Consider the following 20322-nt stretch of genomic DNA (forward strand, 5'->3'; position numbering starts at 1 on the left):
GGGGCCGGTGCGGCGGGGGCCGCTGCAGCTGTTCGCGCCGGGCCTGCGCCGGCCCACGCTGCTGGTCTGGCTGTCGTTCTTCGCGGTGATGTTCGGCTTTTACTTCGTCATGAGCTGGACGCCCAAGCTGCTGGCCGCCTCGGGCCTCACGCCCGAGCAGGGCGTGACCGGCGGCGTGCTGCTGAGCCTGGGCGGCATCCTGGGCGCCACCTTGCTGGGCCTGCTGGCGGCGCGCTATCCCGTGCACCGCGCACTGGCCGGCTTCATGCTGGCCACGGCCGTGCTGCTGTGCTTCATCGTGAGCAATCCGGGCTCGCTGTTGCTGTCGTATGCGCTGGCCTTCCTGATCGGCGTCTTCGTCAACGGCTGCGTGGCGGGGCTCTATGCCATCGCGCCCATGGTCTATGGCGGCGAGGTGCGCGTGACCGGTGTGGGCTGGGGCATAGGCATAGGGCGCATCGGCGCCATCGTCTCGCCCATGGTCGCGGGCTCGCTGCTCGACGCCTCCTGGTCGGCCAGCCAGCTGTACGTGGGCTATGGCGCGGCCTTCGTGTTCGCGGCCTGCATCGTGTCGCTGCACCGGCTGCAGGGGCCCGAAGCCGGCAGGCCCGCAGCCACGGGCCGCACGCTGTCGGCGCATTGAGCGCGGCTTGCAGACAAGAAGGAGAACCCCATGACCGAATGCACCACCGCACCCTCACCCGTGCCCGCCTTCCCGCTGGACCAGTGGTATGTCGCCGGCTTTGCCTGGGAGCTGCAGGACGCGCCGCTGGCGCGCACCCTGCTGGGCCGGCCCGTCGTGCTGTTTCGCACGCCCGATGGCAGCGTCGCCGCGCTGGAAGATCGCTGCTGCCACCGCGAGCTGCCGCTGTCCTGCGGCACGGTGGAGGCGCGCGGCCTGCGCTGCGGCTACCACGGCCTGCTGTTCGACCGCGCCGGGCAGTGCCTGGAGATTCCGGGCCAGCAGCGCATACCGCCCAAGGCCTGCGTCAAGTCCTTCGACCTGCGCGAGCGTGACCAGATCCTCTGGATCTGGATGGGCGCCACGCCCGATTCCGTGCCCGCGCAGGAGCCGCCCGCCTATCCCGTGCACGGCGATGCGCGCTACCGCTTCGGCGGCGATGTCTACCACTACGACGCGCCCTACCAGCTCATCCACGACAACCTGCTGGACCTCAGCCACCTGGGCTATGTGCACCTCAAGACCATCGGTGGCAATGCCGGCGTCCACATGAATGCCGAGCTCAAGGTGCGCCAGGAGGGCGACAGCGTCACCGTACTGCGCTGGATGCCCGACTCCGACCCGCCGCCCACCTATGCGGCGGCCTGGCCGTTCGCGGGCCGCATCGACCGCTGGCAGGAGGTGGAGTTCCACCCCTCGCATGTGCGCATCTGGACCGGCGCCATGGACGCAGGCAGCGGGCAGCTGGACGACCCGCAGCGCGAAGGCTTTCACATGCGGGGCTTTCACGGCGTGACGCCGGAGACCGAGCATTCGGCCCACTACTTCTGGACCATTGCCACCAACCCGCATCCGGACATGCAGGACACCACGCGCCTGGTGATCGACCAGACGGCTGCCACCTTCGAGGAAGACAAGGTCGTCATCGAGGCCCAGTTCCGCAACCAGCAGCGCTTTGGCGCGCGCCCCGTCATCGACATCCATGTGGACGCAGGCCCCAACCGCGCGCGCCGCGTCATCCACCGGCTGCGCGAGGCCAGCGCCCAGGCGCTGGCGGCGGCCTGATTTTTCCGAACCCCTCCATTCCCACGTTTCCCCATGCAAGCCAACCCCATCCTTCAAGTGCGTGTCGCGCGCAAATGCGCCGAGGCGCAGGACATCTGCAGCCTTGAACTCGTGCCGCTGGACGGCGAAAGCCTGCCCGCCTTCACGGCCGGCTCGCACATCGACCTGCACCTGCCCGGCGGCCTGGTGCGCCAGTACTCGCTGTGCAACGACCCGCAGGACACGGGCCGCTACGTGGTCGGCGTGCTGCGCGAGGCCGCCTCGCGCGGCGGCTCGGCCGCCGTGCACGAACAGGTGCAGGAAGGCCAGCAGATCGCCATCGGCGCGCCGCGCAACCACTTCGCGCTGCATGCGGGCGGGCCTGCACGGCATCTGCTGCTGGCCGGTGGCATAGGCATCACGCCCGTGCTGGCCATGGCGCGCCAGCTGGCGCGCGAGGGTGCCGATTTCGAACTGCACTACTGCGCGCGTTCGCGCGAGCGCATGGCCTTCACGGCCCTGCTGCAGTCCATGCCCTGGGCCGACCGCGTGCACCTGCATGTGGATGGCGAGGGCGCGCTCGACATGGCGCAACTGCTCGGCGCCCCGCAGGCGGGCCTGCACCTGTATGTCTGCGGCCCGCGCGGCTTCATGGACGCGGCCCTGGGCATGGCACGCACGTCGGGCTGGGGCGAGGACAGCCTGCACTACGAGTTCTTCGCGGGCGAGGCCGTGCAGCGCGAGGGCGATGCCGGGTTCGAGATCCAGATCGCCAGCACCGGCCAGGTGGTGCGCGTGGCGCCCGAGCAGACCGTCGTCCAGGCGCTGGCCGGCATCGGCGTGGAGGTGCAGACCTCGTGCGAGCAGGGCGTGTGCGGCACCTGCCTCACGCGCGTGCTCTCGGGCGAGCCCGAGCACCGCGACATGTACCTGACCGAGGACGAGCAGGCCGCCTGCGACCAGTTCCTGCCCTGCTGCTCGCGCGCGAAATCCGCCCGGCTGGTGCTGGACCTGTAGGGCGGCACCGCGCAGGGCCCCTGGCGGGTGGACAATGGGTTTCCCCTTGCCCACAGCCCGTTGAAGCCGCTGATTTCCCTGCGGCAGCGGGCGCCGCTCTTTCGCCATGCAACCTGCCCTGCTTGTCCTGAACTTCAACGCCGAAGGCCATCTGCGCCAGATGGCCCAGGCCTTTCCCTCCTTCGACCTGCTCTACGCGCCCGACGCCAGCCAATGCGAGGCGGCTCTCGCCGAGCACGGCGCACGCATCCAGGCCGTGCTGACCATCGGCTCCATCGGCCTGTCGGCCGCGCAGATGCAGCGCATGCCGGCCCTCAGGCTGGTCTGCGCGCTGGGCGCGGGCTACGAGAACATCGATGTCGCCCATGCGCAGGCCCACGGCATTGCCGTGGGCAATGGCGCGGGCACCAATGACGACTGCGTGGCCGACCACGCCATGGGCCTGCTGATCGCCTCCGTGCGCGGCCTGGTGCGCCTGGACCGCGCCACGCGCGACGGCGTCTGGCGCACTGCCATGCCGCTGCCGCCCAATGTCTCGCACAAGCGTCTGGGCATCCTCGGCATGGGTGCCATCGGCGCCAAGATCGCCCAGCGCGCGCTGGGCTTCGAGATGGAGATCGGCTACCACAACCGCAGCCAGCGCAGCGAGCTGCCCCACCGCTACTTCGGCGACCTGCTGTCCCTGGCGCAATGGGCCGATGTGCTGCTGGTCGCCACGCCGGGCGGCCCGGGCACGCGCCACCTCATCAACACGCAGGTGCTGGATGCGCTGGGCCCGCAGGGCCATCTGGTCAATATCGCGCGCGGCAGCGTGGTCGATACCGCCGCCCTGGCCGCCGCCGTGCGCGAAGGCCGCCTTGCCGGCGCGGGCCTGGATGTCTACGAAAGCGAACCCGCGCCCCCGGCCGAACTGCTGGACCTGGACGCCGTGGTGCTCACGCCCCATGTGGGCGGCTGGTCGCCCGAAGCCGTGCAGGCCTCGGTGGACCGCTTCATCGCCAACATGCGCTGCCACCTGGAAGGCCGCCCGCTGGTCTCGCCCGTCACGGCCTGAGGCTGGATTCAGCCCTTTACCTCCCAAGGGCTGCTGCCAGGTGCAGCAGTCCCATGACCAGGCAGATGGCCGAGGACACATGCCAGAAGCGGTCGCTGTTGTCCGGGAACCGCGGCTTCAGCCACGGATAGGCCACGGCCCGCGCCACCAGCACCAGGCCGGCCCCGGCCAGCACCGGGCGCATGAAGGGCAGGGGACCCAGCAGGCCCGCGCCTGCCAGTGCATACCCCGCCAGCAGCGACAGCACCACGCCGATGGCCGCCGACACCAGCGGCGGATACCAGTGCCCCGCCTCGGCCATGCGCGCCATGCGCTCGCCGGCCCCCATGAGCCGCAGCCCACGTCCCCCCCATACGATGCAGGCGAAGTGGGCCAGCGCGGCCGCCGTGTCGAACAGGGCGGCGGCCAGGGCCAGCAGTTGCACGCCCTTCACGGCAGGGCTTCCCACGCGCCGGTGTGCTGATGCTTCTTCATGGTGTATTCCTTGGGATTTGCTGCAATGGCCGGCCACTGTAGTGCTTAAACTCCGGGCAGAAAACTCGCCTTGTGCTCAGGTTTTGCCGCATGCCCTCCCATACCTCCGCTACCACTGAATCCCAGAGAAGAAGACAGCCCGTACAGGCCCGTGCGCAGCGCACGCTGCAGGCCATTGTTCAGGCAGCAGCTCAGATTCTGGTCAAGGAGGGCGAAGCCGCGCTCACCACCAACCGCATTGCCGAGCGCGCAGGCGTCTCCATCGGCACGCTCTACCAGTACTTCCCCGACAAGCAGGCCGTCTTCCGCGCCATGGTCGATGGTCAGCGCCGTGCGGCCGTCGCGGCCATCGAGGCCTGGCTGGAGCAGGCGTCGGAGCAGGGCCTGCCGCGCGAGGCCGTGGCGCGCGGCGTGGTCGCCTGCATCGTCGAGGGCTTTGCGGGCCGCACGCCTGCGCGGCGCAAGCTGGCGCGCTTTGCCTGGCGCCAGGATGGTGATGAGCGCATTGCCCTGTCCATGCGCGAGACCGCCGAGCGCATGGCCGCCCACCTGCAGCGCTGGGGCGGCCCCTCGCTGTCCTATGCGCGCCTTTACGTGGCCACGCGGGCCGTGCTGGGCACGGTGCGCTTCGCCTCGCTGGAGGCTTCGCCGCTGATTGCCTCGGGCGCACTGGAGGAGCTGCTGTGCGAGATGGGGACAGACATGTTGCTGGGTGGCGTGCAGGGCGCCGGCGCTGCTGCCTCATAGAGGCTGTCCCATTCGCCGAGGCCATCATGGGGGCATGGCGTTCGTTGATGGCGTGCCGGAGGCCCGGGCCGTTCCTGCGCAGCAGGATGGCGAAAAAAAAGGCCCCGCAGAGCGGGGCCTTTTGCTTCTACCGGAGTGTGCGATCAACCGATAGCATTCTAACGAGTTCGCGCGGCAATGGCTTTCTCCGCCACATCCACCAGGTCGGCGCCGACCTGCTGCTTCCACTTGTCGTAGACGGGGCGCGTGGCCTTGACGAAGGCTTCGCGCTCGGCCGGCGTGAGCTGGGTCACGGTCACGCCGTTGGCGGTCAGGTCCTTGAGCAGCGGCTTGTCGGCCTCGATCATGCCCTTGCGCGCGATCACGATCTGCTCCTTGGCGGCGTCCACGGCGGCCTGGCGCACGATGTCCTGGTCTTCCTTGGTCCAGGTGGCCCAGATGTCCTTGTTGACCACGAAGATCAGCGGATCGTTGATGTAGCCCCACAGCGTCAGATGCTTCTGGCCCACGGACTGCAGCTTGGCGGCCATGTAGACCGACACGGGGTTTTCCTGGCCGTCCACGGCGCCGCTGGCCATGGCGGGCTGGGCATCGGCCCAGCTCATCTGCGTGGGGTTGGCGCCCAGCGCGGTGAAGGTGTCCAGGAACAGCGGCGAGCCCACGACGCGGATCTTCAGGCCCTTGAGGTCGGCAGGGGTCTTGATGGCGTGCTTGGAGTTGCTGATCTCGCGGTAGCCGTTCTCGCCCCAGGCCAGCGGCACCACGCCGGCCTTCTCCAGGCGCTGGAACAGGCGCTTGCCGGGCTCGCCATGCGTGAGCGCGTCGGCGGCGGCGTAGTCGGGCATGAGGAAGGGCAGGGCGAACAGGTTCAGCTCCTTGATCTGGGGCGACCAGTTCAGCGTGGAGCCCACGGCCATGTCGATCACGCCCTGGCGCAGCGCGCTGAATTCGCGCGTCTGGTCGCCCTGGATCAGGGACACGCCCGGGTAGAGCTTGATGTTGATGCGGCCATTGGTGCGCTCGCGCACCTTGTTGGCCCAGATCTCGCCGCCCTTGCCCCAGGGAAAGGCCGTGCCCAGCACCAGCGACATGCGGTACTCGCTCTTGTACTTGGCCGGAGTCTGCGCCACTGCGGGAGCGGACGAAAGGGCCAGGGCCGCAGCCGCGGCCAGGCCGCTGGCGAGGAAAGTGCGAAGTTTCATTGCGAAGGTCTCCTTGTTGAATTTTTGGGAAATCAGTAGCCCAGGCGTGCGGGGAGCCAGAGCGCCAGTTGCGGGAAGGCGATCACGGCGATCATCACCAGGAACATGGCCAGCAGCATGGGGCCGACCCAGCGCACGGTGGACTCCATGCGCACGCCCGCGATGCGGCAGGACACCATCAGGTTCACGGCCAGCGGCGGCGTGAACTGGCCCAGCGCCACCTTGAGCGTGAGGATGACGCCGAACCACACCGGGTCCCAGTTGTAGTGCTGCATGATCGGCAGCAGCAGCGGCACGAAGATCAGGAAGATGGAGATGCCGTCCAGGAACATGCCCACGGTGATCAGCAGCAGGATCAGCAGCGCCATCACGCCGTACTCGCCCAGGCCCGAGTCCACGATGGCCTTGGCCACCGGATCGATCACGCCCAGCGTGGACAGCGAGAACGCGAAGATGCCGGCCAGCGACACCACCAGCAGGATCACGGCCGACAGCTCGCCGGCCTCGCGCAGGATGGGGTAGAGGTCGCGCAGCGTGATGGTGCGGTGGATCAACATGCCCACGAACAGGCCGTAGAACACGGCCACCACGGCGGCCTCGGTGGGGGTGAACCAGCCGGCGCGCATGCCGCCCAGGATCAGCACCGGAGCGGCCAGGCCCCAGGAGGCCTCGCGCAGGCTGCGCCAGAACGGCGGGCGCGGCATGGACGATTCCAGCGCACCCATCTTGTGCTTGCGCGACATCCACACGGCGGGAATGATCAGCGCCACGCCGGCCAGGATGCCGGGGATCATGCCGGCCGCAAACAGCGCCGGCACCGAGGCGCCGGGCACCAGCACCGAGTAGATGATGAAGGCCACGGACGGCGGGATCAGGATGTCGGTGGCCGCAGCCGCGCCCACCACGCTGGCCGAGAAGCTGCCGGGATAGCCGGCGCGGCTCATGGCCGCGATCATCACGCCGCCCACGGCGGCGGCATTGGCCGGGCCCGAGCCCGAGATGCCGCCCAGGAACATGGCCACGGCAATCGCCACCAGGGGCAGCATGCCGGGGCCGCGGCCCACGATGGCCACGGCGAAGTTCACCAGGCGCAGCGCCACGCCCGAGCGGTCGAAGATCGAGCCCACGAGCACGAACATCGGAATCGCCAGCAGCGGGTACTTGCCCAGGCCCGCATAGAAGTTCTGCGGCACGGCCAGCAGGCCGAACCACTGCGTGTCGGGGCTGGCCAGCGCGATGGCGGCGGCGCCCGCCAGGCCCAGGGCCGCGCCGATCGGCACGCCCAGGAACATCAGGCCCAGGAAGGCGATGAAGAGCAGGGTTGCGATCATTGCGCCTTCTCCCCGGTGCTGTCATCGAAGGCGCCAGGGCGGCCCTGGCGCTGGAACAGCTGCAGCGCGCGCACCGTGATCAGTGCCGAGCAAATCGGCAGCCACATCGAATACCACCACTGCGGCACGCCGATGCCGGGCGAGGTTTCCTCGAAACGGTAGTCGTCCCAGACCACGCGCACGCTCAGTGCGGCGATCACGGCGAACAGCAGGGCCACCATCAGCGTGCCGAAGCGTGCCAGGCGCTTCCTGCGCAGGGCGCTGCCGCCTTCGGCGAAGTACTCGATGCGGATATGGGCGTTGCGCGCCACGGCCGCCGAGCCCGCGACCATGGCCAGCAGGATCATCAGGAAGACCGAGATTTCCTCGGTCCAGGCGAAGGAGGAGGAAGTGAAGTAGCGCACCAGCACATTGGCGAAGGTGATCAGGGCCAGCAGGGCCATGATCACCACGGTGAGCCAGTCCTCGATGCGCAGCGAACGCGGCTCGTCCGGCTGCGAAGGCGTCTCAGCGGCGCCGTTTTCGGTGGGAGGGGATGACATGGACGCGGGGAGTCAGAAAATTACACATGGCGGGGCAGATGCAGTCACTGAGCTTCCTCGGCGTCGTGTGCCGGGGGCCGTGAGGAAAAAATGTCACATTGGGTAAATGCGGCGCAGCGCCATTATGTGCGCATCCATGCGGTGTGCCAGAGGGACCATCCCTGCCCTGTCAGGCACCCGTCACGGCCCGGCGGATAATGAGGCCCATGGAAACCAAATGGCTAGAAGATTTCGTCAGCCTGGCTGAAACACGCAGTTTCAGCCGCTCCGCCCAACTGCGGCACGTGACGCAACCTGCGTTCTCGCGCCGCATCCAGGCACTGGAGGCCTGGGCCGGCACCGACCTTGTGGACCGCAGCTCCTACCCGACCCGGCTCACGCCGGCCGGCAAGACCATGTATGACCAGGCGCTGGAGATGCTGCAGTCGCTGCAGAGCACGCGCACCATGCTGCGTGCCCACGTCAGCGCGGGCAAGGGCATGGTGGGGTTTGCGGTGCCGCACACGCTGGCCTTCACTTTCTTCCCGAACTGGGTCTCCAGCGTGCAGGCCAAGTTCGGGCCGTTCCGCAGCCGGCTGTTCGCGCTCAATGTGCATGACGCCGTGATGCGCCTGGTCGAAGGCGGCTGCGACCTGCTGATCGCCTACTTCCATCCGTCCCAGCCCTTCCAGCTTGACCCGGCGCGCTACGAGATGGTCAGCCTGGGCCATGAGGTGCTCGCCCCCTACGCCAAGCCCGACGCCGACGGCCTGCCGCTGCACCAGCTGCCGGGCCGCCAGGGCCAGCCGCTGCCCTATCTGGGCTATGCGCCCGGCGCCTACCTGGGCCGGGTGACGGAGCTCATCCTCAAGGAAGCGGCCGAGGCCGTGCACCTGGAACGCGTCTACGAGACCGACATGGCCGAAGGCCTCAAGGCCATGGCGCTGGAAGGCCATGGCGTCGCGTTCTTGCCGTTCAGCGCCGTGCGCAACGAGCTGGAGGCCGGGCGCCTGGTCAGCGCCGCGCCTGCGGGCGACAACGGTTTTCGCATGGACATGGAAGTGCGCGCCTACCGTGAAAAACCCGCCAGCAAGGACGCGCCCCAGGGCGTGGCCGGCGCGCTGTGGAACTTCCTGCTGGAGCAGGGCGAGACCATCGGCTGACACGCCAAACGGCACGCACCAGGAAAAAAGGGGCTCTCGCAGCCCCTTTTTGCTGCACGTTGGTGCATGCGGGTGCCCGGCAAGAGCCCGACTTGGTGCACGGGTTATGCCTAGGGTAAACACCTATTATGCATAGCATGCATAAGGGCTTTTGCAAACGGCATTGGCTGTGCCACCGGCCCTGGCATTAGAGTGCGCGCACAGCAACCACGCCGTGTGCAGGACCGCCGGTGCGCTGGATCGGGCAAAAAACGCGTGCCATGGCACGGCAGTTGCTTACCTGAATCCGGCTGACGTGCTGGAAAGCCCTAGCACGTGTCGGTGCTCCAGCACCGTGCGTGATTGCACAATATGTGTCACATCGTTGATAGTTCGAGCAAGCCCACAAGGCGACTCGACCGTTCTCATCAAGACCGTTTTCGTTCTCATCTCAGGAGACCCGTATGAAGAAGCATTTGTTGGCCATCGCCGTGACCGCCCTGGCTGCAGGCAGCGCTTTCGCGCAGGCTGGTGACACCCTGGCCAAGATCAAGTCCTCCGGCGCCGTGACGCTGGGCGTGCGTGAATCCTCCGGCCTGGGCTACACGCTGGGCAATGGCAAGTACGTGGGCTTCCACACCGAGATGGGCGAGCGCGTGCTGGCCGACATCCAGAAGCAGCTGGGCCTGGCCAAGCTGGACATCAAGTACCAGCCCGTCACCTCGCAAAACCGCATCCCCCTGGTGACCAATGGCACCGTGGACATCGAGTGCGGCTCCACCACCAACAGCCAGGCCCGCCAAAAGGATGTGGCCTTCGCCGTGACCACCTACGTGGAAGAAGTGCGCATCGCCGTCAAGGGCAACTCCGGCATCACCGGCATCAAGGACCTGAACGGCAAGACCATCGTCACGACGACGGGCACCACCTCGGTGCAGACCCTGCGCAAGAACAAGCGCGCCGACGGCCTGACCTTCAAGGAAGTCATGGGCAAGGACCACGCCGACAGCTTCCTGATGCTGGAAACCGGCCGTGCCGACGCCTTCATCATGGACGGCTCCATCCTGGCCGCCAACATCTCCAAGTCCAAGGCACCTGCCGACTACAAGATCGTCGGCGAAACCCTGTCGGTCGAGCCCATCGCCTGCATGCTGCGCAAGGACGACCCCGCCTTCAAGAAGGCTGTGGACGACTCCATCAAGCGCCAGATCGCCGACGGCTCGCTGGCCAAGCTCTATGACAAGTGGTTCATGCAGCCGATTCCCCCGGCCAACGTGAAGGTCGGCCTGCCGCTGTCCGACGCCACCAAGGACGCATGGGCCAACCCCAACGACAAGCCCATGGAGTCGTACGAAGTCAAGTAAGCACCAGCTGAATGCCGCCCCTTCTGCCATGCGGTTGGAAGGGGCGTTTTTTGTTGCGGCGCCGGTTTTTCTGCCGGCACGCATTTCGTGTTTTGAATGAAGGGGTGCTCCTATGAGTTGGGATTGGCAGGTGTTCTGCCAGGACACCATTACCCAAGAGGTCGGTCAAAGCTGCTTCGGCAAGAACGGCGATATCACCTACCTGGACTGGATGCTGTCGGCCTGGGGCTGGACCATTTCCGTGTCGCTGCTGTCGCTGGTGATCGCTCTGGTCGTCGGATCGCTGATCGGCACGCTGCGCACTTTGGAGGGCCGGCCGTGGATCGTGCGGCTGGGCAATGCCTGGGTGGAGCTGTTTCGCAATATTCCGCTGCTGGTCCACATCTTCATGTGGTACCACGTGGTTCCGTCCTTTGTTCCTGCGCTGAAGTCGCTGCCGGGCTTCGTGCTCGTGGTGCTGGCGCTGGGCTTCTTCACCTCGGCGCGTATCGCCGAGCAGGTGCGTTCGGGCATCCAGGCGCTGCCGCGCGGCCAGCGCTATGCGGGCATGGCGATGGGTTTCACCACGTTCCAGTACTACCGCTACGTGCTGCTGCCCATGGCGTTCCGCATCATCATCCCGCCGCTGACCAGCGAGACCATGAACGTGTTCAAGAACTCGTCCGTGGCCTTCGCCGTGTCCGTGGCCGAGCTGACCATGTTCGCCATGCAGGCGCAGGAAGAGACTTCGCGCGGCATCGAGATCTATCTGGCCGTCACCGGCCTGTATGTGATTTCCGCCTTTGCCATCAACCGCATCATGGCCTTCATCGAGAAGCGTTCGCGCGTCCCGGGCCTGATCGCTGCCAGCGGCGGAGGACACTGACATGAACCTGCAAATCGACTGGTCGTTCTTCACCTGGGACCTGTTCAGCAACTTCGTGCTGAAGGGCCTGTACTTCAGCCTGACGCTGACCGTCATCGCCACCATCGGCGGCGTGCTCTTCGGCACCGTGCTGGCGCTGATGCGCCTGTCCGGCAAGAAGTGGCTTGATGTGCCCGCCACGCTCTACGTCAACGGCATGCGCTCCGTGCCGCTGGTGATGGTGATCCTGTGGTTCTTCCTGCTGATGCCGCTGATCATCGGTCGGCCCATCGGCGCCGAGGTCTCGGCCATCATCACCTTCATCGCCTTCGAGGCGGCCTACTTCAGCGAGATCATGCGCGCGGGCATCCAGTCCATCCCGCGCGGCCAGGTCTCCGCGGGCCAGGCCATGGGCATGACCTACGGCCAGAACATGCGCCTCGTGGTCCTGCCCCAGGCGTTCCGCAACATGCTGCCGGTGCTGCTCACGCAGACCATCATCCTGTTCCAGGACACCTCGCTGGTCTATGCCATCGGTGCCTACGACATGCTCAAGGGCTTCGAAGTGGCGGGCAAGAACTATGGCCGTCCCATCGAATCCTATCTGGCCGCTGGCGTGACCTACTTCGTGCTGTGCTACTCGCTCTCGTGGGCAGTCAAGCGCCTGCACAAGAAAATTGCCATCATTCGATGAGCCAGCACCCCATTGAGGAATTGCAATGATTGAACTCAAGAACGTTTCCAAGTGGTACGGCAGCTTCCAGGTGCTGACCGACTGCTCCACCAACATCCAGAAGGGTGAGGTCGTGGTGGTCTGCGGCCCTTCGGGCTCGGGCAAGTCCACGCTGATCAAGACCATCAACGCGCTGGAGCCCTTCCAGAAGGGCGAGATCTTCGTGGACGGCGTGGCCGTGCACGATCCCAAGACCAACCTGCCCCAGCTGCGCAGCCGCGTGGGCATGGTGTTCCAGCACTTCGAGCTGTTCCCGCACCTGTCGGTGACCGAGAACCTGACCATCGCCCAGATCAAGGTGCTCGGTCGCAGCCCGGACGACGCCAAGAAGCGCGGCCTCAAGATGCTGGACCGCGTGGGCCTGACGGCGCACAAGGACAAGTTCCCGGGCCAGCTGTCGGGTGGCCAGCAGCAGCGCGTGGCCATTGCGCGCGCGCTGTCCATGGACCCCATCGTGATGCTGTTCGACGAACCGACCTCCGCGCTGGACCCCGAAATGGTCGGCGAAGTGCTGGACGTGATGATCGGCCTGGCCAACGAAGGCATGACCATGATGTGCGTGACCCACGAAATGGGCTTCGCACGCAAGGTGGCCAGCCGCGTGATCTTCATGGACGTGGGCGGCAAGATCCTGGAGGACTGCTCCAAGGACGAATTCTTCGGCAACCCCGAAGCACGCCAGCCGCGCACCAAGGAATTCCTCAACAAGATCCTGCAGCACTGAACCGGTGCGGCCCTTGCGGGCACGGCAATCAAGGGGCGCTTCGGCGCCCTTTTTTTGTGGCCAAGGCGAGCTGATGATGAGAATCGTTCTCGATACAATCGCCGGCTCAGCTGTTTGCATCGTGCTCCAGATTCCGCCCCCATTACCTCGCCGCCGGACAACTTCCACGTCCGCCGTGCCATGCCTGCCATGAAGCGCGACGACGCTCCGGGAGAGCCCGGTGGCCATTCCCGCAGTCTCTACACCCGCTGGCGCAAGCCGCTGCAGCGCATGCTGGCGCGGTACTTCAAGAGCCCGGCCGATATCGAGGATGCCTCCCAGGAGGTCTTCGTGCGCATGCTGTCGGCCGACAAGTGCCTGCCCGTGGACGAAGAGCGGCCCTATCTGCATCAGGTCGTGCGCAGCGTGGCGGCCTTCGCGCACCGCACGGCGCCGCAGCAGGCCGGTGTGCGGCTGGTGTCCGTGGAGGATTGCCGCGACGAGGTCGAGTCCCTGCCGGCCCGCGACAGAGCCGATCATGCGCTGGACGATGAGCGCCGCCAGCGCCTGGCCCGGCTGCGCGATGCCCTGAACGAGCTGCCCGAGCGCCAGCGCCAGGCCTTCGTGCTGCACCGCGTGCAGGAACTGACGCTGGAGCAGACGGCCGAGCGCATGGACATCACCGTGCGCATGGTCTCGCGCCACCTGAGCCGGGCACTGTCCTATTGCGAGATCCGCGTACGCTACGCCAGCGCCGAGCAAATGCGTGCCCTGCTGCGCGCAGACGAGCAGCGGCCGGGCGCCGCAGAGAACACACGATGAGCAACGAACTTCCCCCGGGCGTTTCGCCGCAGGAGCTGGTGGGGCTGCATGACAGGGCGGCCGACTGGTTCGTGCGCCGCCAGCAGCCGGACTGGACGGGCGCCGATGAGCGCGCGCTGGATGCGTGGCTGGGCGCCAACCCGCTGCACCGCAGCATCTTCGAAGGCATGTCGCGCCACTGGCATGGCGCGCCACAGCTCAGGGAACTGTTTCCCGATGAGTTTGGCGCAGCGGTGCCGCCCGCCGCGCCTGCCGTCTGCGCTGCACCAGCGGCCGCGCCGCCGCGCCAGAGCGTTCTTGCCCGCTGGCCCGGCCGCCCTGCAGCAGCCCTGTCCGTGCTGGCGGTGGTCTCACTGCTGGCCTGGGGTGGCTGGTACCGCTGGGACCACACGCCGGGCTACACGCTGCAGGCCCGCACGGCGCCCGGGCAGACGCAGAGCATCGAGCTGCCCGATGGCTCGCGCGTGGCCCTCAACGTGGACAGCGAACTTCAGGTGCGCTACTACCCGCGCCGCCGCGAGGTGGTGCTGGATCGGGGCGAGGCCTTCTTCGAGGTCACGCCCGGCCCGGACAGGCCCTTCACCGTGGACTCCGGCGCCAGTCGCGTCCGGGTGGTGGGCACCGCGTTCAATGTGCGCGCCGGGCCGCCGCGGCTGGTGGTGAAGGTGCTGGAGGGCAAGGTGCAGCTGCGGCCCGAGCGGGAGCGGGCCGGGGGCGATGTCCTGCTGCTGGCGGCAGGCGCGGGCGTGGCTGTGGACGGCGCCGGCCGGCACAGCACCGTGGTGGCCGATGCGGACAGCGTGGGCGACTGGCGCACGGGCCAGGTGCGCTTCAGCGGCACGCCGCTGGCGGAGGTGGCGCAGGAGCTGTCGCGCTATCTGGGTGCACCCGTGGAGCTGGGCGACGAGTCGCTGGGCCGCCTGCGTGTCTCGGGCCTGCTGGCCACGGCCGCGCCCGAGCGTTTTGTGCGCGCGCTGCCGGCCTTGATTGCGGTACGCGTGCAGCCGCGCAGCGGCGGAGGGTGGTTGATCGTGCGGGGATGAATCGAAGGTTGAGAAACAATTTGTTTCAAACTGATGGCCAACCCCAGGTTCCAGCTTTGCACCGGTCTTGGCTTCTATAGGGGCAGGGGCGTGGATTTTCCAGGCCCGCACGGCTGCCAGCCAAGGACCACCGAGGGCGCTCGTCCCTCACGCCCCAGCCAACGGCCGCAACACCTGACGCGCATGCGCGGGTGGGCTGGCATGGCTTGTCCGGCGCGGTTCCTGATCGCCCGCGACGGCTGCCTGCGGCCTGCCCGTCGCGTGCCCGTGCAACGGCACAGCAACGGAGTGGCAATGAGAGCGCAAGAAGCAGCAGGCAGGGAATTCGCAGGCAGGGGCACACATGCCCGACGCAGGAACATGAAGGAGCAGGGCGCCGGCCCGCAGGCCAGTCCGCGCCTGCTGGCGTGGCTGGTGGCCGGTGCCGTGGCCGGCATGGGCGCCGCGCCGTCCGCCCGTGCGCAACAGCTTCAGCAGCCGGCCGCCTCTTCACCGATGCCGTCATCCGGACAGCGGCTGGCCTTTGACCAGCCGGCCCAGCCGCTGATCAACGCGCTGCGCGCCTTTGGCCGCCAGACCCAGTTCCAGGTGCTGTACGACGAAGCCGTGCTGGGCGGCCGCCAGGCGCCGGCCCTCCGGGGCAGCTTCACGCCGCAGGAGGCCATGGACCGGCTGTTGGCCGGCACCGGCGTGACCGCGCACAGCACCGAGCAGGGCACGTTCACGCTGCGAAAGGCGCCTGCGCCTGAGCCTGCGCCGCAGGCGTCGGTGGGCACCATGCTGTCCACGGTCAACGTGACCTCGCAGCACATGGCCGCGCCGGGCAGCTACGTGGGCAGCGGCAGGAGCGCCAGCACCAAGCTGGACACGCCGCTGATCGAGACGCCGCGCTCCATCTCCATCGTCACCCAGGAGCAGCTGCAGAACCAGGCGCCCAAGAGCATCGAGCAGGCCCTGTCGTACACGGCCGGCGTGTCCACCGAAGTCACGGGTGCGGACCTGCGCATGACGGGCGCCATCATCCGGGGTTTCAGCGATGGCAGCTCCTACTACAAGGACGGCCTGCGGCAGTTCTCCGCCGGCACCTATGGTTCGTGGAACGACGAGATCGACGAGCTGGACAGCATCGAGGTCATCAAGGGCCCGGCCTCCGTGCTCTTTGGCCAAGGGCGGCCGGGCGGCGTGATCAACGTGGTCTCCAAGAAACCCGAGGCCGACCATGTGAACAGCGTGGGCCTATCCTATGGCCGCTACCAGCGCGCCCAGGCCACGGCCGATCTGGGCGGCGCGCTGGATGCTTCGGGCGACCTGCTGTACCGGCTCAACCTCAAGGCGCGAGACAGCGACGGACGCACCGTGGGCTCGCGCGATGACCGCATCTCCATCGCGCCCTCGCTGCGCTGGAACCTCTCCGGCCGCACCCACCTGACCGTGCTGGGCAGCTACTCGCGCGAGCGCGGCACGCCCAAGTCCTGGTGGCCCAGCCTGTTCACCTACCCGCAGATCAAGGACCTGCCCGCGCACCTGACGGCCGGCGACCCGTCCTTCGACCGCTTCGACCGCGACACGCGATCGCTGGGCTACGAGTTCTCGCACCAGACCGACAGCGGCTGGCAGCTCACGCAGAACCTGCGCTACTCCACCATCGACATCGACTACCGCCACATCTACGCCATGGACGTGCTGGCCGACGGCCGAAGCGTCTCGCGCGCCAGCCTGGCCCAGCGCACCAAGGGCCGCACGCTGGCGCTGGACACCCGCCTGCACAAGGACCTGCGCTGGGGCGGGCTGCAGCACCGGATGGCCTTAGGCATGGACCATGTGAAGTACAGGGAGCGCGGCGGCCTGGGCTTTGGCTGGGATGTGCCCGACCTGGACATGCTCGACCCCACCTATGGCCAGTCCATCGCCTATCCAGAGCTGGAGGACAGCCGCACGGACCTGCGCCAGACCGGCATCTACACGCTCAACCAGTTCAAGTGGGACCGCTGGGTGGCCAATCTCAGCCTGCGCCATGACCAGGCGCGCACCACGCAGAACAGCAGCACCCAGCCGCGCATGAGCGACAGCGCCACCACCGGCAGCGCGGGCCTGCTCTACCTGTTCGACAGCGGCTGGGCGCCCTATGCGAGCTACGCGACCTCCTTCGATCCGGTCACGGGCCTGCAGTACGACGGCAATCCGTTCGAGCCCCGGCGCGGCAAGCAGTACGAGGCGGGCGTGAAGTACCAGCCTCCGGGAAGCACCTCGCTGTTCACGGCCTCGGTCTTCGACCTGCGCCAGACCAACGTCACCACGCTGGACCCCGACCACCCGCGCTTCAGCATCCAGACGGGCGAGGTGCGCTCCACGGGGCTGGAGCTGGAAGGCCGCTTCGCGCTCACGCGCGAGCTGAACGCGCTGGCCAGCTACACCTACCTGGACCCGCGCACCACGCAGAGCAACCGGCCCGCCGAAATCGGCCGCCAGACCATACAGACCACACGCCACATGGCCAGCCTGTGGCTGGACTACCGACCGCGCGTGGTGCCGGGCCTGATGGTGGCCGGCGGCCTGCGCTACAAGGGTCGCTCTCCCTACAACGTGGCAGCGGACGGCACGCTGAACATCAACGACTCCGCCACGCTGGCCGACCTGGCGCTGGCCTACGAGACGCCGCAGTACCGCATCGCGCTGAACATCAACAACCTGTTCAACCGCAAGTACTTCGCAGGCATCTTCCGCGGCGTGGATCGCGAGGCCACGCTGAGCTTCAAGTACTACTGGTCTATGTAGAAGACCTGCGCGCGGGTGGCTTGCGCGCGGCGCGAGCCGGCCCGCGCGGCTCAGCCGTCCTGATCAACTGGTGGTTGAACTCCTTCCACAGCGCGTCGCGCCGGGCCAGCGCCTCGGACACATCCTTGTGGCGCAGCTGGGCCACGGCCGAGACCAGGGCGTTGCACAGGTAGAAGGCCGCCGTGTAGGAGTGAAAGGGCGAGGCATTGGCCGTGCGCACCTGCAGCCAGTGGTGGGCCACGGTGGCCAGCGGCGCGGCGGGGCTGTCGGTGAGGGCCAGCACCTGGGCGCCGGCGTCGGCAAAGCGCTGCGCTATCTCGAAGGTGCCGCGCGAATACTGGCTGACGCTGAAGGCCAGCAGCGTGTCCGAGGGGCCGATCCACAGCAGCTGGTCGGCCGGCGCGATGGCTCCGGCATCCAGCTCCTGCACGCCGGGGCGGCACATGTTCAGGTGCAGGGCCAGCCAGGCGGATACCGGCGAGCTGTTGAGCTGGGCCAGCACGAACACGCGGCCCTCGCCCTGGGCCAGCTTGCGGGCCATGGCCTCGAAGGCCGCCATGTCCAGCCCCTCGCGCGTGGCCTGGATGTTGTGCTGGTCGTGCAGCAGCGCATCGTCCACGCACTCGCTCAGGCTGCGCTGCGCGCCCAGCAGCACGGGCGCGCGCTGGGCGGCCGTCTGCAGCAGCGCCGTCACTTCGCCGCGCGCCTCGCGCTGGGCCTCGGCATAGCTGGCATAGCCGAGCTTGGCGAACAGCCGCACCACGGTCGAGGCGCTGGTGCCCGTGTGCGCGGCCAGCGCCGTGGCCGACTCCAGCAGCGCATGCGGGTAGTTGCTGCCCAGGGTCTGGGCCAGCGTCAGCTCGCTGGCCGTCAGCTCCGCGCCCTGCTGCGCCAGGCGCTGCGGCAGCAGCAGTGCGGCTTTTTGCAATGGTGATTTCATATTTTTCTTGTATATGCAACGTGTGTTGCAAAATAGGGGGTCGCGTGCAACACTGCATGCACTCTGGAGATTCCACCATGCACGATACCCTCGAACAAAGCCGCGTGCAGCAGCGCGCGAGACTGCTGGACTGGCTGGGCGGCCAGCAGCAGGCCATGCAAGATCTGTTGCACAGGATTGTCGATATCGACAGCGGCAGCCGCGATGAAGCCGGCATCCTGGCCGTGGCCCAGGCGCTGCGCGAGCGGCTGGAGGCGGCCGGCGTGGCCGTGCGTTTCGAGGACGTGCCCGGCTACGGCGTGCTGCTGCATGCCGATGTCGCCGGTCCCGACGGGGACGGCCCGGCCGAAGGCGCGCCCATCTATCTGATGGGCCATATGGACACCGTCTTCCCGGCGGGCACCGTGGCGCGCCGCCCCTTCCGCGTGGAAGAGGGCAGGGCCTACGGTCCCGGCGTGGCCGACATGAAGTCGGGCCTGGTGCTCAACGTCTTCGTGGCCGAGGCCTTTGCGCGCTGTGGCGGCCTGAAGGCGCCGCTCAAGCTGTTCTTCTCGTGCGATGAGGAAATCGGCTCGCCCGCCACGCGCCAGACCATCATGGATACGGTGCGCGGCGCACGCGCCGTCTTCAATGCCGAGCCCGGCCGCGTCAGCGGCAACCTGGTGACCAGCCGCAAGGGATCGATGGCCGTGGAGTTCGAGGTGCAGGGCGTGGCCGCCCATGCGGGCATCAACCACGCGGCCGGCGCCAGCGCGCTGGAGGCCATGGCGCGCAAGCTGCTGGCCCTGCATGCGCTGACCGATCCCGCCACGGGCACGACCACCAATGTGGGCGTGCTGCAGGGCGGCATCGTGCCGAACATGGTGGCGCCCCACGCCAAGGCCGAGCTCGATGTGCGCTACACGGCCCAGACCGATCCCGATGCGCTGATGGAGCGCATCCGCGCCATCGTGGAGGAAGAATCCGTGCCCCGCACCCAGGGCCGCGTCACCGCCGTGCGCCGCACCCTGCCCATGGCGCCCACGCCTGATGCGCTGCTGCAGCTGTACCGGCGCGGCGCGCAGTCGCTGGGCTTCGATGTGCAGGGCGAGTTCACGGGCGGTGCGGCCGACAGCGGCCTGACCGCCTCGGTGGGCGTGCCCACGCTGTGCGCCACCGGCCCCGTGGGCGGCCATCCCCATACCGAGCGCGAGTACTGCGAGCTGGCCACCTTCGTGCCGCGTGCGCAGGCCGTGGCCCTCGCCATCTTTGATCACCCCTGATTGCGCTGATACCCATGAAAAACCTGTCCGTGAACCCCTCCCTGAACACCCGCCGCAAACTGCTGGGCGCAGGCCTTGGCCTGGCGGGCCTGTCCGCGCTGGCGCCGCTGGCCGCACGCGCCGATGACAAGTACCCCTCGCGCCCGATCACGCTGGTCGTGCCGTTTCCGCCCGGCGGTTCGGTGGACATCATGGGCCGCCAGTACGCAGAGCCCCTGTCGCGCATCCTGGGCGCGCCCATCGTGGTGGAGAACCGGCCCGGCGCGGGCGGCTCGGTGGCCACGCAGTACGTGTCGCGCGCCAAGCCGGACGGCTACACCCTGGTCGTGTCCTCGCAGAGCAGCCACCTGGCCAATCCTCTGACCCAGCCCAAGGTGGGCTACGACCCCATCAAGGACTTCGAGAACATTGCCATCCTGGGCCGCCAGCCCAATGCGTTGATGGTGCATTCCAGCCTGCCCGTGAAGAACTTCCAGGAGTTCATCGAGTACGTGAAGAAGCGCCCCGGCCAGGTCAACTACGGCAGCGCCGGCATCGGCAGCATGGGCCAGCTCAATGTGGAAATGCTCAAGGCCGCCACGGGCATCTTCGCCACGCACATCCCCTACCGTGGCGGCTCGCC

The 20322-nt window shown here is 67.8% G+C and carries 20 protein-coding genes; 15 read left to right on the forward strand and 5 right to left on the reverse strand.

The features are described from left to right. The 4 genes from ACM14_RS28350 to ACM14_RS28365 form a co-directional block, all read left to right on the forward strand. On the forward strand, positions 1–643 hold a 643-nt coding region (locus ACM14_RS28350; RefSeq protein WP_139093513.1), incomplete at its 5' end, for an MFS transporter. 30 nt (positions 644–673) lie between these two features. Further along, positions 674–1747 carry an aromatic ring-hydroxylating dioxygenase subunit alpha gene (locus ACM14_RS28355; protein WP_065347998.1) on the forward strand — a complete coding sequence of 358 codons (1074 nt, stop codon included), beginning with the start codon at positions 674–676 and terminating at the stop codon, positions 1745–1747. A 33-nt stretch (positions 1748–1780) separates the two neighbouring features. Next, on the forward strand, positions 1781–2743 hold the full coding sequence (locus ACM14_RS28360; protein ID WP_065347999.1) for a PDR/VanB family oxidoreductase: 963 nt from the start codon (positions 1781–1783) through the stop codon (positions 2741–2743). A gap of 106 nt (positions 2744–2849) precedes the next feature. Continuing rightward, positions 2850–3797, forward strand: coding sequence for a 2-hydroxyacid dehydrogenase (locus ACM14_RS28365; RefSeq protein WP_012203287.1), 948 nt, complete (start codon positions 2850–2852; stop codon positions 3795–3797). Positions 3798–3813: 16 nt separating this feature from the next. Here the strand turns inward: ACM14_RS28365 and ACM14_RS28370 are convergent, their stop codons facing one another. Beyond that, a complete protein-coding gene (locus tag ACM14_RS28370; protein WP_231574448.1) occupies positions 3814–4245 on the reverse strand; it encodes a hypothetical protein in 432 nt (143 codons plus the stop codon). 116 nt (positions 4246–4361) lie between these two features. Here ACM14_RS28370 and ACM14_RS28375 point away from each other — a divergent pair, with 116 nt between their 5' ends. Beyond that, complete coding sequence (locus ACM14_RS28375) at positions 4362–5018, forward strand: TetR/AcrR family transcriptional regulator (protein ID WP_065348000.1); 657 nt, start codon at positions 4362–4364, stop codon at positions 5016–5018. 158 nt (positions 5019–5176) lie between these two features. On the opposite strand, the gene ACM14_RS28380 is transcribed toward ACM14_RS28375, so the two are convergent. Genes ACM14_RS28380 through ACM14_RS28390 form a run of 3 tightly spaced genes read right to left on the reverse strand, consistent with a single transcriptional unit; the run spans position 5177 to position 8093 of the window. Next, positions 5177–6220 carry a DctP family TRAP transporter solute-binding subunit gene (locus ACM14_RS28380; protein WP_065348001.1) on the reverse strand — a complete coding sequence of 348 codons (1044 nt, stop codon included), beginning with the start codon at positions 6218–6220 and terminating at the stop codon, positions 5177–5179. A 32-nt stretch (positions 6221–6252) separates the two neighbouring features. After that, a complete protein-coding gene (locus ACM14_RS28385; protein WP_065348002.1) occupies positions 6253–7551 on the reverse strand; it encodes a TRAP transporter large permease in 1299 nt (432 codons plus the stop codon). After that, positions 7548–8093, reverse strand: a complete 546-nt coding sequence (locus ACM14_RS28390) for a TRAP transporter small permease (protein ID WP_013804178.1) — start codon at positions 8091–8093, stop codon at positions 7548–7550. The genes ACM14_RS28385 and ACM14_RS28390 overlap by 4 nt, the downstream gene beginning before the upstream one ends. Positions 8094–8299: 206 nt before the next feature. Between ACM14_RS28390 and ACM14_RS28395 the strand changes: the two genes are divergently transcribed. The 8 genes from ACM14_RS28395 to ACM14_RS28430 all read left to right on the forward strand — a co-directional run bounded on the left by ACM14_RS28395 (position 8300) and on the right by ACM14_RS28430 (position 17498). Further along, positions 8300–9235 (forward strand): LysR substrate-binding domain-containing protein, encoded by a 936-nt coding sequence (locus ACM14_RS28395; protein WP_170962088.1) that lies wholly within the window; start codon positions 8300–8302, stop codon positions 9233–9235. A gap of 443 nt (positions 9236–9678) precedes the next feature. Beyond that, positions 9679–10578, forward strand: a complete 900-nt coding sequence (locus ACM14_RS28400) for a transporter substrate-binding domain-containing protein (RefSeq protein WP_016450272.1) — start codon at positions 9679–9681, stop codon at positions 10576–10578. Between the two features lie 112 nt (positions 10579–10690). Continuing rightward, entirely contained in the window at positions 10691–11443 is a 753-nt protein-coding gene (locus tag ACM14_RS28405; RefSeq protein ID WP_043819928.1) for an amino acid ABC transporter permease, read from the forward strand. A 1-nt stretch (position 11444) separates the two neighbouring features. Then, positions 11445–12116, forward strand: a complete 672-nt coding sequence (locus ACM14_RS28410) for an amino acid ABC transporter permease (protein WP_012203296.1) — start codon at positions 11445–11447, stop codon at positions 12114–12116. A 25-nt stretch (positions 12117–12141) separates the two neighbouring features. Continuing rightward, positions 12142–12879, forward strand: a complete 738-nt coding sequence (locus ACM14_RS28415; RefSeq protein ID WP_012203297.1) for an amino acid ABC transporter ATP-binding protein — start codon at positions 12142–12144, stop codon at positions 12877–12879. 189 nt (positions 12880–13068) lie between these two features. Next, positions 13069–13680 carry an RNA polymerase sigma factor gene (locus tag ACM14_RS28420; protein WP_228676818.1) on the forward strand — a complete coding sequence of 204 codons (612 nt, stop codon included), beginning with the start codon at positions 13069–13071 and terminating at the stop codon, positions 13678–13680. Then, the gene (locus ACM14_RS28425; protein WP_065348003.1) at positions 13677–14723 is read left to right on the forward strand and encodes a FecR domain-containing protein; all 1047 of its coding nucleotides are present in this window, start codon (positions 13677–13679) and stop codon (positions 14721–14723) included. The genes ACM14_RS28420 and ACM14_RS28425 overlap by 4 nt, the downstream gene beginning before the upstream one ends. Before the next feature lie 360 nt (positions 14724–15083). Then, positions 15084–17498 (forward strand): TonB-dependent siderophore receptor, encoded by a 2415-nt coding sequence (locus ACM14_RS28430; protein WP_065348004.1) that lies wholly within the window; start codon positions 15084–15086, stop codon positions 17496–17498. Here the strand turns inward: ACM14_RS28430 and ACM14_RS28435 are convergent. After that, the gene (locus ACM14_RS28435; protein ID WP_065348005.1) at positions 17491–18438 is read right to left on the reverse strand and encodes a MurR/RpiR family transcriptional regulator; all 948 of its coding nucleotides are present in this window, start codon (positions 18436–18438) and stop codon (positions 17491–17493) included. The genes ACM14_RS28430 and ACM14_RS28435 overlap by 8 nt on opposite strands. 77 nt (positions 18439–18515) lie before the next feature. Here ACM14_RS28435 and ACM14_RS28440 point away from each other — a divergent pair, with 77 nt between their 5' ends. Both ACM14_RS28440 and ACM14_RS28445 read left to right on the forward strand, forming a co-directional pair. Then, on the forward strand, positions 18516–19700 hold the full coding sequence (locus ACM14_RS28440) for a M20 family metallopeptidase (protein ID WP_012203299.1): 1185 nt from the start codon (positions 18516–18518) through the stop codon (positions 19698–19700). Between the two features lie 14 nt (positions 19701–19714). Beyond that, positions 19715–20322, forward strand: a 608-nt coding sequence (locus tag ACM14_RS28445; RefSeq protein WP_254662157.1) for a tripartite tricarboxylate transporter substrate binding protein, incomplete at its 3' end; no start/stop codon positions are given.

Source organism: Delftia sp. JD2, assembly GCF_001682645.1.
Taxonomy (GTDB): Bacteria; Pseudomonadota; Gammaproteobacteria; order Burkholderiales; family Burkholderiaceae_C; genus Comamonas; species Comamonas acidovorans.

What these genes read in the sequence shown, in the direction of transcription:
- ACM14_RS28355 (WP_065347998.1), top strand. Translation starts at nt 674, where the DNA reads ATGACCGAATGCACCACCGCACCCTCACCCGTGCCCGCCTTCCCGCTG.
- ACM14_RS28360 (WP_065347999.1), top strand. Translation starts at nt 1,781, where the DNA reads ATGCAAGCCAACCCCATCCTTCAAGTGCGTGTCGCGCGCAAATGCGCC.
- ACM14_RS28365 (WP_012203287.1), top strand. Translation starts at nt 2,850, where the DNA reads ATGCAACCTGCCCTGCTTGTCCTGAACTTCAACGCCGAAGGCCATCTG.
- ACM14_RS28375 (WP_065348000.1), top strand. Translation starts at nt 4,362, where the DNA reads ATGCCCTCCCATACCTCCGCTACCACTGAATCCCAGAGAAGAAGACAG.
- ACM14_RS28380 (WP_065348001.1), bottom strand. Translation starts at nt 6,220, where the DNA reads ATGAAACTTCGCACTTTCCTCGCCAGCGGCCTGGCCGCGGCTGCGGCC.
- ACM14_RS28385 (WP_065348002.1), bottom strand. Translation starts at nt 7,551, where the DNA reads ATGATCGCAACCCTGCTCTTCATCGCCTTCCTGGGCCTGATGTTCCTG.
- ACM14_RS28390 (WP_013804178.1), bottom strand. Translation starts at nt 8,093, where the DNA reads ATGTCATCCCCTCCCACCGAAAACGGCGCCGCTGAGACGCCTTCGCAG.
- ACM14_RS28395 (WP_170962088.1), top strand. Translation starts at nt 8,300, where the DNA reads ATGGAAACCAAATGGCTAGAAGATTTCGTCAGCCTGGCTGAAACACGC.
- ACM14_RS28400 (WP_016450272.1), top strand. Translation starts at nt 9,679, where the DNA reads ATGAAGAAGCATTTGTTGGCCATCGCCGTGACCGCCCTGGCTGCAGGC.
- ACM14_RS28405 (WP_043819928.1), top strand. Translation starts at nt 10,691, where the DNA reads ATGAGTTGGGATTGGCAGGTGTTCTGCCAGGACACCATTACCCAAGAG.
- ACM14_RS28410 (WP_012203296.1), top strand. Translation starts at nt 11,445, where the DNA reads ATGAACCTGCAAATCGACTGGTCGTTCTTCACCTGGGACCTGTTCAGC.
- ACM14_RS28415 (WP_012203297.1), top strand. Translation starts at nt 12,142, where the DNA reads ATGATTGAACTCAAGAACGTTTCCAAGTGGTACGGCAGCTTCCAGGTG.
- ACM14_RS28420 (WP_228676818.1), top strand. Translation starts at nt 13,069, where the DNA reads ATGAAGCGCGACGACGCTCCGGGAGAGCCCGGTGGCCATTCCCGCAGT.
- ACM14_RS28425 (WP_065348003.1), top strand. Translation starts at nt 13,677, where the DNA reads ATGAGCAACGAACTTCCCCCGGGCGTTTCGCCGCAGGAGCTGGTGGGG.
- ACM14_RS28430 (WP_065348004.1), top strand. Translation starts at nt 15,084, where the DNA reads ATGAAGGAGCAGGGCGCCGGCCCGCAGGCCAGTCCGCGCCTGCTGGCG.
- ACM14_RS28435 (WP_065348005.1), bottom strand. Translation starts at nt 18,438, where the DNA reads ATGAAATCACCATTGCAAAAAGCCGCACTGCTGCTGCCGCAGCGCCTG.
- ACM14_RS28440 (WP_012203299.1), top strand. Translation starts at nt 18,516, where the DNA reads ATGCACGATACCCTCGAACAAAGCCGCGTGCAGCAGCGCGCGAGACTG.